The sequence below is a fragment of the Brachybacterium sp. ACRRE genome, assembly GCF_022346485.1.
Lineage (GTDB): Bacteria > Actinomycetota > Actinomycetes > Actinomycetales > Dermabacteraceae > Brachybacterium > Brachybacterium halotolerans.
Genome location: NZ_JAKRMO010000082.1, coordinates 1 through 13,709, shown reverse-complemented (window position 1 = coordinate 13,709; position 13,709 = coordinate 1). Strand labels below are relative to the sequence as shown.

General features: G+C 73.4%; 12 protein-coding genes and 1 pseudogene. All 13 read left to right on the top strand.

Features of this window, described 5'->3' with window-relative positions; translation table 11 throughout:
- Nucleotides 1-1,227, top strand: a 1,227-nt coding sequence (carA, locus tag MHY49_RS17315; RefSeq protein WP_239206218.1) for a glutamine-hydrolyzing carbamoyl-phosphate synthase small subunit, incomplete at its 5' end; no start/stop codon positions are given.
- Entirely contained in the window at nt 1,227-4,583 is a 3,357-nt protein-coding gene (gene carB, locus MHY49_RS17310; protein ID WP_239206216.1) for a carbamoyl-phosphate synthase large subunit, read from the top strand. The genes carA and carB, both read left to right, overlap by 1 nt.
- Nucleotides 4,580-5,512 (top strand): orotidine-5'-phosphate decarboxylase, encoded by a 933-nt coding sequence (gene pyrF, locus MHY49_RS17305; protein WP_239206214.1) that lies wholly within the window; start codon nt 4,580-4,582, stop codon nt 5,510-5,512. Before carB ends, pyrF begins: the two co-directional genes overlap by 4 nt.
- A 297-nt stretch (nt 5,513-5,809) precedes the next feature.
- Nucleotides 5,810-6,136, top strand: a complete 327-nt coding sequence (gene mihF / locus MHY49_RS17300; RefSeq protein WP_152353058.1) for an integration host factor, actinobacterial type — start codon at nt 5,810-5,812, stop codon at nt 6,134-6,136.
- Nucleotides 6,133-6,735: a guanylate kinase gene (gmk, locus tag MHY49_RS17295; RefSeq protein ID WP_239206212.1), complete on the top strand. Its 603-nt coding sequence runs from the start codon at nt 6,133-6,135 to the stop codon at nt 6,733-6,735. The genes mihF and gmk overlap by 4 nt, the downstream gene beginning before the upstream one ends.
- Nucleotides 6,736-6,915: 180 nt before the next feature.
- Nucleotides 6,916-7,281: a DNA-directed RNA polymerase subunit omega gene (gene rpoZ, locus MHY49_RS17290; protein WP_152353056.1), complete on the top strand. Its 366-nt coding sequence runs from the start codon at nt 6,916-6,918 to the stop codon at nt 7,279-7,281.
- Between the two features lie 56 nt (nt 7,282-7,337).
- Entirely contained in the window at nt 7,338-8,642 is a 1,305-nt protein-coding gene (gene coaBC, locus MHY49_RS17285) for a bifunctional phosphopantothenoylcysteine decarboxylase/phosphopantothenate--cysteine ligase CoaBC (RefSeq protein WP_239206211.1), read from the top strand.
- Nucleotides 8,639-9,847, top strand: a complete 1,209-nt coding sequence (metK, locus tag MHY49_RS17280) for a methionine adenosyltransferase (RefSeq protein WP_200500604.1) — start codon at nt 8,639-8,641, stop codon at nt 9,845-9,847. Before coaBC ends, metK begins: the two co-directional genes overlap by 4 nt.
- Nucleotides 9,844-10,197: pseudogene (gene hisI, locus MHY49_RS17275) on the top strand (phosphoribosyl-AMP cyclohydrolase); the annotation flags it as partial. The gene metK and the pseudogene hisI, both read left to right, overlap by 4 nt.
- A gap of 122 nt (nt 10,198-10,319) precedes the next feature.
- Nucleotides 10,320-12,008, top strand: coding sequence for an anthranilate synthase component I (locus MHY49_RS17270; RefSeq protein WP_239206209.1), 1,689 nt, complete (start codon nt 10,320-10,322; stop codon nt 12,006-12,008).
- Nucleotides 12,005-12,730, top strand: coding sequence for a Trp biosynthesis-associated membrane protein (locus MHY49_RS17265; RefSeq protein ID WP_239206207.1), 726 nt, complete (start codon nt 12,005-12,007; stop codon nt 12,728-12,730). The genes MHY49_RS17270 and MHY49_RS17265 overlap by 4 nt, the downstream gene beginning before the upstream one ends.
- A gap of 33 nt (nt 12,731-12,763) precedes the next feature.
- Complete coding sequence (locus tag MHY49_RS17260) at nt 12,764-13,003, top strand: HGxxPAAW family protein (RefSeq protein WP_200500608.1); 240 nt, start codon at nt 12,764-12,766, stop codon at nt 13,001-13,003.
- Between the two features lie 26 nt (nt 13,004-13,029).
- Nucleotides 13,030-13,428 carry a DUF2752 domain-containing protein gene (locus MHY49_RS17255; protein ID WP_239206205.1) on the top strand — a complete coding sequence of 133 codons (399 nt, stop codon included), beginning with the start codon at nt 13,030-13,032 and terminating at the stop codon, nt 13,426-13,428.
- The last annotated feature ends 281 nt before the right edge of the window (nt 13,429-13,709 follow it).

Genomic DNA, 13,709 nt, shown 5'->3' with positions numbered 1-13,709 from the left:
GTCCTCGAGGACGATGAGGGCGGGGTCGGCCGTGCGCGCCGCACCCCCGACCCCGCCCTCCTCGTCCTCGAGGACGGCACCGTGCTGCGCGGCGAGGCCTACGGTGCGCGCGGCGCACGACTGGGCGAGGTCGTCTTCGCGACCGGCATGACCGGTTACCAGGAGACCCTCACCGACCCCTCCTACGCGGGACAGATCGTCGTGCAGACGGCACCGCACATCGGCAACACCGGCGCCAACGCCGAGGACATGGAGTCGCGGACGGTCTGGGTGCGCGGCTACGCCGTGCGCGAGGCCAGCCGCGTCGCCTCGAACTGGCGCAGCGAGCAGAGCCTCGACGACCTGCTGGTGGGCAGCGAGGTCGTCGGCATCTCCGGCATCGACACCCGCATGCTCACCCGCATCCTGCGCGAGCACGGCTCCATGCGCGGCGGCATCTTCTCCGGCAGCGCGCTGGAGGACGCGAGCGAGCAGCAGCTGCTCGAGCGCATCCAGGCCGAGCCCGCCATGGAGGGCGCGAGCTTCGTCGAGGAGGTGACCATCCCGCAGCCCGTCGTCCTCGAGCCCGAGGGCGAGGCCATCGGCACGGTCGCCGCCGTCGACCTCGGCATCAAGGGCGCGACGCCGCGCAACATGGTCGCCCGCGGCCTGCGCGTGCACCTGCTGCCCGCGACCACCTCCCTCGAGGAGCTGCTGGACACCGAGCCGGACGCGGTCTTCTTCTCGAACGGACCCGGCGATCCCGCGAGCGCCGAGGCCCAGGTCGAGCTGCTGCGCGGCGTTCTGGACCAGGGCTTGCCCTTCTTCGGGATCTGCTTCGGCAACCAGCTGCTGGGCCGCGCGCTCGGCTTCGGCACCTACAAGCTGAAGTACGGCCACCGCGGGATCAACCAGCCCGTGCTGGACCGCGAGACCGGCAAGGTCGAGATCACCGCCCAGAACCACGGCTTCGCCGTCGACGTCCCCCTCGAGGGCGAGCACACCGCTCCGCACGACGGCGGCCGCTACGGCCGGGTCGTCGTCTCCCACGTGGGCCTGAACGACGACGTGGTCGAGGGCATCCGCTGCCTCGACCTGCCCGCCTACTCCGTGCAGTACCACCCCGAGGCCGCCTCAGGGCCGCACGACGCCTCCTACCTGTTCGACCGCCTCGTCGACCTCGTGCGCGCGCACCGCACCGGCGCCGCCGACGAGACCCCCGCCGCCTCCGAGAAGAAGGACTCCTGATGCCCCGCCGCGACGACATCGCCTCCGTGCTCGTGATCGGCTCCGGGCCGATCGTGATCGGCCAGGCCGCCGAGTTCGACTACTCCGGGACCCAGGCCTGCCGCGTGCTGCGCGAGGAGGGCCTGCGCGTCATCCTCGTGAACTCGAACCCGGCGACGATCATGACCGACCCGGACATCGCCGACGCGACCTACATCGAGCCGATCGACCCCGACGTCATCCGCTCGATCATCGCCAAGGAGCGCCCCGACGCGGTGCTGCCGACCCTCGGCGGCCAGACCGCGCTGAACGCCGCCATCGCCCTCGAGGAGCGCGGCATCCTCGCCGAGTTCGGGGTCGAGATGATCGGCGCCTCGATCGAGGCGATCCAGAAGGCCGAGGACCGCCAGCGCTTCAAGGGCGTCGTCGAGCGCGTGGGCGGCGAGTCCGCCCGCTCCCGCATCTGCCACACCATGGACGACCTCCTCGAGGCCGCCGACGACCTCGGCTACCCGATGGTCGTGCGCCCGAGCTTCACCATGGGCGGGCTCGGCTCCGGCATGGCCTACGACGAGGCCGACCTGCGCCGCATCGGCGGCGACGGCCTGCACTACTCGCCGACCACCGAGGTGCTCCTGGAGGAGTCGATCCTGGGCTGGAAGGAGTTCGAGCTCGAGCTCATGCGCGACCGCAAGGACAACTGCGTGGTCGTCTGCACGATCGAGAACGTCGACCCCGTCGGCGTGCACACGGGCGACTCCGTGACCGTGGCCCCCGCCCTCACCCTCACCGACGTCGAGCAGCAGCGGCTGCGCGACCTCGGCATCGGCATCATCCGCGAGGTCGGGGTGGACACCGGCGGCTGCAACGTGCAGTTCGCGATTCATCCGACGACCGGCCGGATCGTCGTCATCGAGATGAACCCCCGCGTCTCGCGCTCCTCGGCGCTCGCCTCGAAGGCCACGGGCTTCCCGATCGCGAAGATCGCCGCCCGCCTCGCGCTGGGCTACACGCTCGACGAGATCCGCAACGACATCACGGGCACCACCCCGGCGAGCTTCGAGCCGACGCTGGACTACGTGGTCGTGAAGATCCCGCGCTTCGCCTTCGAGAAGTTCCCGGCCGCCGACCCGACCCTCACCACCACCATGAAGAGCGTGGGCGAGGCGATGGCCCTGGGCCGCAGCTTCACCGAGGCCTACGGCAAGGCCCAGCGCTCCCTCGACGTGAAGTCCGCGAACGTCGACTACGCGGGACCGGTGCCGGACGCCTCCGAGGTCGCCGAGCTCGTCGAGGCCGTGCGCACACCCTCCGACACCCGCATGGTGGCGATCGCCCGCATCCTGCGCGCGGCCGCCGCGGGCGTCGTCGACCCCGCCGAGACGATCGAGCGGCTCTACGAGACCACCGCCATCGACCGCTGGTTCCTCGACCAGTTCCTGCTCGTCGCGGAGATCGCCGAGGAGGTCCGCGCGGCCGAGGTGCTCGACGCCGGCCTGCTCGCCCTGGCCAAGCGCCACGGCATCTCCGACGACCAGATCGGGCAGCTGCGCAGCGTCTCCGGCGACGTCGTCAAGGGCGTGCGCGAGGCGCTCGGCGTGAACCCGGTGTACAAGACCGTGGACACCTGCGCGGCGGAGTTCGCCTCCCGCACCCCGTACCACTACTCGAGCTACGACCAGGAGAGCGAGGTCGAGCCCCGCACGAAGCCCGCGGTGCTGATCCTCGGCTCCGGCCCCAACCGCATCGGCCAGGGCATCGAGTTCGACTACTCCTGCGTGCACGCCGCGATGGTGCTGGGCCGCGACCTCGCCGAGGGCGGGGGCGGCTTCGAGACCGTCATGGTCAACTGCAACCCCGAGACGGTCTCGACGGACTACGACGTCGCCGACCGGCTCTACTTCGAGCCCCTGACCTTCGAGGACGTCGTCGAGGTCTACGAGGCCGAGCGCGCCGCCGGGCCCGTCGCGGGCGTCATCGTGCAGCTGGGCGGGCAGACCCCGCTCTCCCTCGCACGGCGCCTGGAGGACGCGGGCCTCCCGGTCATCGGCACCTCGCCCGGCGCGATCGACATGGCCGAGGACCGCGGCGCCTTCGGCGGCGTCCTCGCCCGGGCCGAGCTGCCCGCCCCGCCCTACGGCACCGCCTGGGCCCTGGCCGACGCGATCGAGACCGCCCGCGAGGTCGGCTACCCCGTGCTCGTGCGCCCCAGCTACGTGCTCGGCGGGCGCGGCATGGAGATCGTCTACGACGAGGCCGGGCTCGTGGACTACGTGGGCCGCAACATCCCCGAGGGAGGCCGCGCCGAGGCACCGATCCTCATCGACTCCTTCCTGGACACCGCGACCGAGATCGACGTCGACGCGCTGTACGACGGCGAGGAGATGTACCTCGGCGGGATCATGGAGCACATCGAGGAGGCCGGGATCCACTCGGGCGACTCCGCGTGCACCCTGCCCCCGGTGACGCTGGGCGCCGGCGTCCTCGAGCAGATCCGCCGCTCCACCGAGGCGATCGCCGAGGGCGTGGGCGTGCGCGGCCTGCTCAACGTCCAGTACGCGCTCGCCCACGGCGTGCTCTACGTGCTCGAGGCCAACCCCCGCGCCTCCCGCACCGTCCCCTTCGTCTCCAAGGCGACGGGCGTGCACCTGGCCCAGGCGGCCTCGCTGATCATGGCCGGCCGTTCGATCGCCGAGCTGCGTGCCCAGGGCGCTCTGCCCCGCGAGGGCGACGGCGGCAGCCTGCCCGCGGACACCCCGATCAGCGTCAAGGAGGCCGTGCTGCCCTTCAAGCGCTTCCGCACCCACGAGGGCCGCAGCGTCGACGCGCTGCTCGGCCCCGAGATGCGCTCGACGGGCGAGGTCATGGGCATGGACGCGACCTTCCCGCTGGCCTTCGCGAAGTCGCAGCTGGCGATCTCCGGGCAGGGCCTGCCCACCTCGGGCTGCGTCTTCGTCTCGGTCTCGGATCGCGACAAGCGCGGCGTCGTGCTCCCGGTCGCGCGCCTGGCGGCGCTCGGCTTCGACATCCTCGCGACCGTCGGCACCGCCTCGGTGCTGCGCCGCTCCGGGGTCCCGTGCCGCACCATCGCCAAGGCCTCGGAGGCCGACGCCTCCGGCAGCGTCATCGAGCTCATCGAGGGCGGGGAGGTCGTGCTCGTGCTGAACACGCCCTCGGGCTCCGACGCCCGCGCCGACGGCTACGAGATCCGCGCGGCCGCGACCTCGATGGACGTCCCGATGATCACCACGCTGCAGGAGTTCCAGGCGGCCGTCCAGGCGATCGAGGCGCTGCCCAGCGGCGCCTTCGACGTCGAGAGCCTGCAGGAGCACATCGCCTTCCTCTCGCGCCGCCGCGGCGAGACGGTGCGCGCGTGAGCGGGGGAGAGGAGCGCCCCGGGCCGGGAGCGGCCCCGTCCTTCGGCGAGGGGCTGCGCACGGCCGTCGCGGCGCGCGGCCCCCTCGTCGTGGGGGTCGACCCGCACGCCTCCCTGCTCGCGCAGTGGGGCCTCGCGGACGACGCGGACGGCCTGCGGGTCTTCGCCCGCACCGTGCTCGAGTCCTGCGCGGAGCACGCCTGCGCGCTCAAGCCCCAGTCGGCCTTCTTCGAGCGCCACGGCTCCCGCGGCATCGCGGTGCTCGAGGAGCTGCTGGGCACCGCCCGCGAGCGCGGTGTGCTCACGATCCTCGACGTCAAGCGCGGGGACATCGGCTCGACCATGGGCGGCTACGCCGACGCCTACCTGCGTCCGGGCGCCCCGCTCGAGGCCGACGCGATCACCGTGAGCCCGTACCTGGGCTTCGGGTCGCTCGGCCCGGCGCTCGAGCTCGCCGGAGCGCATGGCAAGGGCGTGTTCGTGCTGGCCCTGACGTCGAACCCCGACGGGCCCGAGGTCCAGCACGCGCGGCGCGCGCAGGGCTCCGCCGCCGACGGGGCCGCGGGCGGGGATTCCGCCGCCTCCGTCGCCCGGACCATCGCGGCGCACGCGCGAGAGGCGAACCTCGCCGAGATCGCGGCGGCGGGCCTCGATCCCGCGCGGGCGTGGGGGAGCACGGGCCTCGTCATCGGCGCGACGGTCGGCGACGCCCTGCGCGAGCTCGGCATCGACGTCGCGGCGACCCGCGCCCCGGTGCTCGCCCCCGGCTTCGGCGCCCAGGGCGCCGGACCCGAGGACCGTGCCGAGGTCTTCGGGGGCGCTGCCGATCGGGTGCTCGTCTCGCTCTCGCGAGGCGTGCTCTCCGCCGGGCCCGAGCCGCAGGCGCTCGCGACCAGGGCCGAGGAGCTCGCCGCCGCGTACGCCCTCTGAACCCGCCGCCGCGGCGCCGTGCGGCGACGGAGCAGGGACCGCGCTTTTTGCCACACTTGCTGTTTCTCGCGTCAGAACAAGGGGTCGAAAGCCGTCCGAACTGGAGCGACGCGCCGAGAAGGGGCGAAATCCGCCGATCATCGGGTTACAGTCGTGCCACCGCACCCGCCCAGACGTGCAGGTCCACGAGGATCCCTGGTGATCAGGACCCGGATGGTCGGAGGGCGCGGTGGGACCCGGTCCCCGGGACCCTGGCATCAGGACACCCGTCACCGAACCAAGAACTGAGGTACGACAGTGGCTCTCCCTCCTCTCTCCCCGGAACAGCGCGCCGAAGCCCTCAAGAAGGCCGCCGAGGCCCGACGTGAGCGCGCAGCCATCAAGTCCCGCCTGAAGGAGTCGACCGGCCGCCGCGGCGAGGAGATCGCCAAGGTGCTCAAGGAGGCCGAGGACAACGAGGTGATCGGTCGCCTCCGCGTCGCCGCTCTCCTCGAGGCCCTCCCGGGCGTCGGCAAGGTCAAGGCGCAGCAGATCATGGAGGAGATCGGCATCTCGCCCTCGCGCAAGGTGCGGGGCCTCGGCTCCCACCAGGCGGAGAAGCTCATCGCCCACTTCTCCGAGTGACGGAGAGCGTCGCGGCCGGAGCCTCGCGCTCCGGCCGCGTCCCTGTCACCGTGCTCGCCGGCCCCACGGCCGTGGGCAAGGGCACCGTCTCCGCGGCGATGCGCGAGCGCTATCCCGACGTGTGGCTGTCCGTCTCGGCGACCACGCGCGCCCCGCGCCCCGGTGAGATCGACGGCGTGCACTACTCCTTCGTCAGCGACGAGGAGTTCACCCGCCTGGTCGAGACCGGGCAGATGCTCGAATGGGCGATCGTCCACGGGCGCAACCGCTACGGCACGCCCCGCGGCGCGGTCGAGCAGCGCATCGCCGACGGCCGCCCCGTGCTCCTGGAGATCGACCTCGCCGGAGCGCGGCAGGTCCGCGAGACCATGCCCGAGGCGCTCTTCGTCTTCCTCGCCCCGCCGGACTGGGAGACGCTCGTCGAGCGGCTCGTCGGCCGCGGCACCGAGGACGCCGAGGAGCGCGAGAGGCGCCTGGCCACCGCGCGCGTCGAGCTTGCCGCCGAGAGCGAGTTCGACGTCACCATCATCAACGACACGGTCGCCGACGCCACCGATCGTCTGGCCGCCCTCATCGGCGTCGCCCCGCAGCGCGGCTGACCCCGATCCGGCGAGGGCTGCGCGCCGACCGCGCACGGGCGTGACGCAGCCCGCCCGCCCACCGCTCGCCAGCGCGGGGATCAGGGCGTATCCTGGGTGGTCGCATGCGGCGCGCCCCGCGAGCCCAGCTCACCGCCGGCCCGGCAGCGCCGTGCACATCGTCAATCGAAGGGACCTTCCGTGTTCGGAACCGTCGCCCAGCCCGAGGGCATCACGAACCCGCCGATCGACCGCCTCCTCGAGGACGTCGACTCGAAGTACGCGCTCGTGCTCTACTCCTCGCAGCGCGCCCGCCAGATCAACGCCTACTACTCGCAGCTCTCCGAGGGCCTGCTCGAGTACGTCGGCCCCCTGGTGGACGTCGAGAACCAGGAGAAGCCGCTCTCCATCGCCCTGCGCGAGATCGATGAGGGCCTCCTGGTCGCCCGCGAGATCGACGAGGCCGAGCTCGAGGCCAAGAAGCAGGCCGAGTCCGAGTCCTCGCTGGCCCCGCTGCAGCTCGGCGAGGACGCGCCCGAGCCGCCGTCCACCGACTTCTCCTTCTGAGCACACTCGGGGGAGTCCCCTCGAGATCCGCCGAGCATCGCGAGGATCCTGCTGAGATGACCCAGATCGCCGATGGGATCCGCGGAGCCCGCGTCCTGCTGGGCGTGAGCGGCGGGATCGCCGCCTACAAGGCCGCGCACGTGGTGCGCGGCCTTGTCGCGTCCGGGGCCGACGTCCGCGTGGTCCCCACCGCCTCCTCCCTCGAGTTCGTGGGCGCTGCGACCTGGGAGGCCCTCAGCCACCACCCGGTCACCACGAGCGTCTTCGAGGACGTCGACGAGGTCGCTCATGTGCGGCTCGGCCAGGAGGCCGACCTCGTGCTCGTCGTGCCCGCCACCGCCGACCTGCTGGCCCGGGTCCGCGGCGGACGGGCCGACGACCTGCTGAGCGCGACCCTGCTCATGGCCGGCCCCCGGGCCCTTCTCGCGCCGGCCATGCACACCGAGATGTGGGAGAACCCGGCGACCCGCGAGAACGTGGCGGTGCTGCGCGAGCGCGGCGTGCGGGTGCTCGAGCCCGCCGTCGGCCGGCTCACCGGCCCCGACAGCGGCCCCGGCCGCCTCCCCGAGCCCGAGGCGATCCTCGAGGCCGCCCGCGCGCAGCTCACCGCCCCGCGCGACGAGCACGGCGCCGTCGTGCCGGACCTCGAGGGCGCGCGCGTGCTGATCAGCGCCGGCGGCACCCGCGAGGAGATCGACCCCGTCCGCTTCCTCGCCAACCACTCGTCCGGGAAGCAGGGCTTCGCCCTCGCCCACGCGGCCCTCGCGCGCGGAGCCGAGGTCACGCTGATCGCCGCGAACGTCGACCTCGAGACGCCGCCCGGCGCCCGCCGCGTCGACGTCACGAGCGCCGCCGATCTCGCCTCCGCCGTCGCCGCCGAGCGCGAGGGCGCCGATGCGCTCGTGATGGCGGCCGCCGTGGCCGATTTCACCCCTGCCCAGCGCGCGGAGGCGAAGATCAAGAAGACCGGCGAGGACGACGTCCCCGCGCTCGCGCTGCGTCGCACCCAGGATGTGCTCGCCGCGAGCGTGTCGGACCGCCGGGAGCGTCGCGACCAGGCCGCGGCGTCCGCGGGAACCCGCGTGAACCCGCATGTCATCGTCGGATTCGCCGCGGAGACCGGGGGAGAGGGCCGCACCTCCCTCGAGCTCGCGCGCGAGAAGGCGCGCCGCAAGCAGGCCGACCTCCTGGTGTTCAACGACGTCAGCCGCGGGGTCTTCGGCGCCGAGGACACGGCGATCGAGATCCTCGACGCCGAGGGCGCGGACGTGGCCCGCGCCGAGGGGTCCAAGACGGCGGTCGCCCACGCTGTGCTCACGCAGGTCGCGAGCAGGCTGGGCAACGTACGCTGGACCCCATGACATCGCACGACCTGCGCAGCTTCACCTCCGAGTCGGTCACCGAGGGGCACCCCGACAAGATCTGCGATCAGATCTCCGACGCCATCCTCGACGACATGCTCGGCCAGGACACCGGCGCGCGCGTCGCCGTCGAGACCATGGTGACCACGGGGCTCGTGCACGTCGCCGGCGAGGTGCGCACCTCGGGGTACACCGACGTGCAGCGGATCGTGCGCGATGTGATCCGCGAGATCGGCTACGACTCCTCCGCGAAGGGCTTCGACGCCGACAGCTGCGGCATCGAGGTCTCCATCGGCTCCCAGAGCCCCGACATCGCCGCGGGCGTCGACACCTCCTGGGAGCAGCGCGACGGCGGCTCCGCCGAGCGCTTCGGCGACCTCGGCGCGGGCGACCAGGGACTCATGTTCGGCTATGCGTGCTCGGACACCCCGACCCTCATGCCGCTGCCGATCCACGCCGCCCACCGCCTCTCCTCGAACCTCTCCGAGGCCCGTCGCAGCGGGGTCCTGCCCTACCTGCGGCCCGACGGGAAGACCCAGGTCACCATCGGCTACGACGAGAACGACGTCGCGCGCAGCGTCGAGGCGGTCGTCGTCTCCACCCAGCACGACGAGGACGTCGACATCGCCGCGCAGCTCGATCCCGGCATCCGCCAGGTCGTCATCGCACCCGTCCTGGAGGAGCTCGAGGGCATCGGCCTGGACACCTCCGAGGTGCGCTTCCACATCAACCCCTCCGGTCGCTTCGTCATCGGCGGCCCCAAGGGCGACGCCGGCCTCACGGGCCGCAAGATCATCGTCGACACCTACGGCGGGATGGCCCGTCACGGCGGCGGCGCGTTCAGCGGCAAGGACCCCAGCAAGGTCGACCGCTCGGGCGCCTACGCCATGCGCTGGGTCGCCAAGAACGTCGTCGCCGCGGGGCTCGCGAAGCGCTGCGAGGTCCAGGTCGCCTACGCGATCGGCGTGGCCGCGCCCGTGGGCCTGTACGTCGAGACCTTCGGGACCGGCACCGTGCCCGACCACCAGATCGCCCGCGCCATCGAGAAGGTCTTCGACCTGCGCCCCGCCGCGATCATCGACGCCCTGGACCTGCTGCGCCCCATCTTCACCCTGACCTCGGCCCACGGCCACTTCGGCCGCGAGCTGCCCGAGTTCACCTGGGAGCGCACGGACCGGGCCGACGAGCTCGCGAGGGCGCTGTGAACGACGGCCCCGCGCTGGACCCGGCGATCGCGCAGCGCCTCACCCACGACGCCGCGGGCCTCGTGCCCGCCGTCATCCAGGACCACGAGGACGGCCGCGTGCTCATGGTCGGCTGGATGGACGACGAGGCCCTGCGCCGCACCCTCACCGAGGGCCGCGTGACGTTCTGGTCCCGTTCGCGCCAGGAGTACTGGCGCAAGGGCGACACCAGCGGGAACGTGCAGTACGTGCGCTCGGCCGCCCTCGACTGCGACGGCGACACGCTGCTCGTCGAGGTCGAACAGATCGGCCCGGCCTGTCACCGCGGCACCGCCACCTGCTTCGTGGGCGGAGAGCTTCCCGTCCGGGTGCTCGGCCCGGACGATCGCGCCCCTGCTGCGGACGCCGCCGCGCCCAGCGCGCCCGCCGGCGCGCCCACGGGGCCCACCGCCGAGACCGCCGTCGAGAACCGCCCCGAGGAGGACACCGAGGGATGACCACGACCGATCAGCCGCACCCTGAGCGGACCCGCCCGTCGGCCCCCGCGGACCAGGCAGCGACCCGCGAGGACCCGGCAGCGACCGCCGCGGATCTCGCGGCCGCCTCCGAGGGCGCGAGCGCCGGAGCCTCCTACCCGGAGCTCATCGGCGGGATCGAGGGCGATGCCCTCGGGGTGATCCAGCCCGATCGCGAGACCTTCCGGGCGCTGGCCGCCCAGCAGCGGATCGTCCCCGTGAGCCTCCGCGTGCTCGCCGACGAGGACACCCCGCTCACGCTCTACCGGCGCATCGTCGACCAGGAGGACCCCCGCGGCACCTTCCTGCTCGAGAGCGCGGGGGAGGGCGAAGCCTCCCGCTGGTCGATCATCGGCGCCCGCGCCCGCGCCGTCCTCACCGAGAAGGACGGCCAGGTCCATTGGATCGGCGACGTGCCCGCGGGGGTCCCCGAGGACGGGGACCCGATGCAGGCCCTGGACTCCGTCGCCGACGCCTTCCGCTCCGCGCGCCTCCCGCAGCTGCCGCCCTTCACCGGCGGCCTGGTCGGGTTCGTCGCCTACGACGCCGTGCGCCACTGGGAGAAGCTTCCCGACGCCCCGCCCGACGAGATCGGCGTCCCCGACCTCTCGATGATGCTCGCCCAGGACGTCGCCGTGCACGATGCACACGACGGCACCGTGCTGCTGGTCGCCAACGCCCTCAACCTCGACGGCACCGACGAGCGCGTCGACCAGGCCTACGACGACGCCCTCGCGCGCCTGGACGCGCTGCGCGCGACGCTGCACCGCCCGCTGCCCGCCCGCGCCGCCGTCTACGACACGGTCCGGGAGGTCGAGCCCAAGGCCCGCACGGCCGAGCTCGAGTACCAGCAGTCCGTGCGCGAGGCGGTCCGCGACATCGTCGACGGCGAGATCTTCCAGGTCGTGCCCTCGCAGCGCTTCTCCGTGCCCACCGCCGCGGATCCGCTGGACGTCTACCGGGTGCTGCGGCGTATGAACCCCAGCCCGTACATGTACCTGCTGCGGACCGTGGACGGAGACGGCGCGCCGATCGACGTGGTGGGCGCGAGCCCCGAGGCCCTCGTCACCGTGCGCGGGCGCACCGCCGGCACGCACCCCATCGCCGGCTCCCGGCCGCGCGGCGCGAGCCCCGAGGAGGACTCCCGCCTCGCGGAGGAGCTGCTGGCGGACCCCAAGGAGCGCAGCGAGCACCTGATGCTCGTCGACCTCGCGCGCAACGACCTGCAGAAGGTCTGCGAGCCCGGCAGCGTCACCGTGCGCGACCTCATGCACATCGAGCGCTTCAGCCACATCCAGCACATCTCGAGCGACGTCACCGGCACCCTGCGCGCCGACGCGAGCGCCTACGACGCCCTGCGCGCGACGTTCCCGGCCGGCACCCTCTCCGGGGCGCCGAAGCCGCGGGCGATGCAGATCATCGACCGGCTCGAGCCGGTGCGCCGCGGAGTCTACGGAGGCACCGTGGGATACATCGACTTCGCCGGGGACATGGACATGGCCATCGCGATCCGCACCGCCGTGATCAAGGACGGCACCGCGCACGTGCAGTCCGGGGGCGGGATCGTCGCCGACTCCGACCCCGTGGCCGAGCACCGCGAGTCCCAGACCAAGGCAGCCGCCGCCCTGCGCGCGGTCGCCTCCGCGCAGACGGTGCGCGACGCATGAGGGCGCTGCTGACCCGGCGCAGCCTCGTGCTCGCCGCCCTCGTCATGTCCCTCGCGCTCGCGGGGATGACCCGCGCGACCTGGACGACGGCCCTGGCCGCCGGCTTCACGGGCGCCAAGCAGAGCATCGACGTCACCGGGCAGGACGCCGCCCCCGCGGTGCTCGCCCTCGCCCTCGTGGGCGGCGCCGCCGCGGTCGCGACCACGCTCGCCTCGCGCTGGGTGCGCTTCATCACCGGACCGGTGCTGGTCCTCGCGGGCATCGGCGCCGCCGTCTCCGCGATCACCGTGCGGGCCGACGCCGTGAGCGCCTCGACCTCCGCGGTCGCCGAGGCCACGGGCGTGGTGGGCGGATCGATCGACGCGGAGGCGAGCATCTGGCCGCTGGTCGCCCTCGTGCCCGCCGTGCTGCTCGTGGTCATCGGCGTGCTGGTGCTGGCCGTCGGCGGGCGCTGGCCCCGTCGCCGCTCCCGCTACCAGCGCGACGCCTCCCGCGAGGTCGCGCCCGCCGAGCTCGACCCCTCCGACGACCCGGCGGCCGCCTGGGACGCGCTGAGCCGCGGCGAGGATCCGTCCGACGAGCCGGTCGACGGGCCGGCCGGCGACCCGGCCGAGGATCCGTCCGACGAGCCGTCCGACGAGCCGGTTGATGACCCGGCCGACGACCCGGTCGACGACACACGGACCGAGCCGCCGGGGGACTCCGGGCGCGTGGCAGAATAGGACCCATCCGCCCCCGCACACGAGAGGTCACCCATGCCCCGCACGTACGCCGTCCCGCCGCCGCCCCCGCACAACGAGGGCAGCACCGTCGCCGCCTGGGTGAACACCGTCGGCTGCGTCCTCGGTGCGATCGTCGCGGCGCTCGGCATCGTGCTCGGCGACATGCCGATCATCATCGGCGGCGTGGCCGTCGTGGTGATCACGATGATCGTGAGCTTCGTCCTGCGCCTCGCCGGCTTCGGCCAGAAGCGCACCCGGGCCTCGGCGCAGTGACCCGGCGGGTCGGCGCCCGGGGAGCGGTGCTGCCGCTCGCCCTGGCGGCGGCCGCCGCCGCGGCGGCGATCGGGGTGCAGGCGGTCTTCGACCCCTTCACCCAGGACGTGCCGCTGTGCCCTCTGCACGCGCTCACCGGCCTGGACTGCCCGGGCTGCGGCGCCACCCGCGCCGTGCACGCGCTGCTCGCGGGCGATCCGCTGCTGGCCCTGCACAGCAACGCGCTGATCGTGCTCGCCGTGCCCGTCGTGCTCGCCCTCTACGTGCGATGGATCGTCGACCGCGTCCGCGGACGCGATCGCATCATCGACCCGCCCAAGGGCGTGCTCATCGCCCTGGGCGCCCTGGTGGCCGTCTTCACGATCGCCCGCAACCTCCCGGGCCTGGAGCTCCTCTCCGCGCCCTCGCTGGTCCCCGGGGCCTGAGCCCCGCGAGGCCGGCACGCAGCACCGGCGCCGAACGGGCACGCGGCCCGTCGACGCCGCATCCGCATCGTCCGCGCAGACCAGGCTCCACGAGCCGGGACCAGGAGGGTCCGTGACAGCGACAGGCACCGTCCTCGACAGCATCATCGAGGGGGTCCGCGAGGACCTCGCGACGCGCCGCGCGCAGCTCCCGCGCCCCGCCCTCGAGCACCTGGTAGTCCTCGACGGTGAAGTCCTTGCGCAGCACGGGGACGTCGACGGTCTCGCGGACCGCGTCGAGG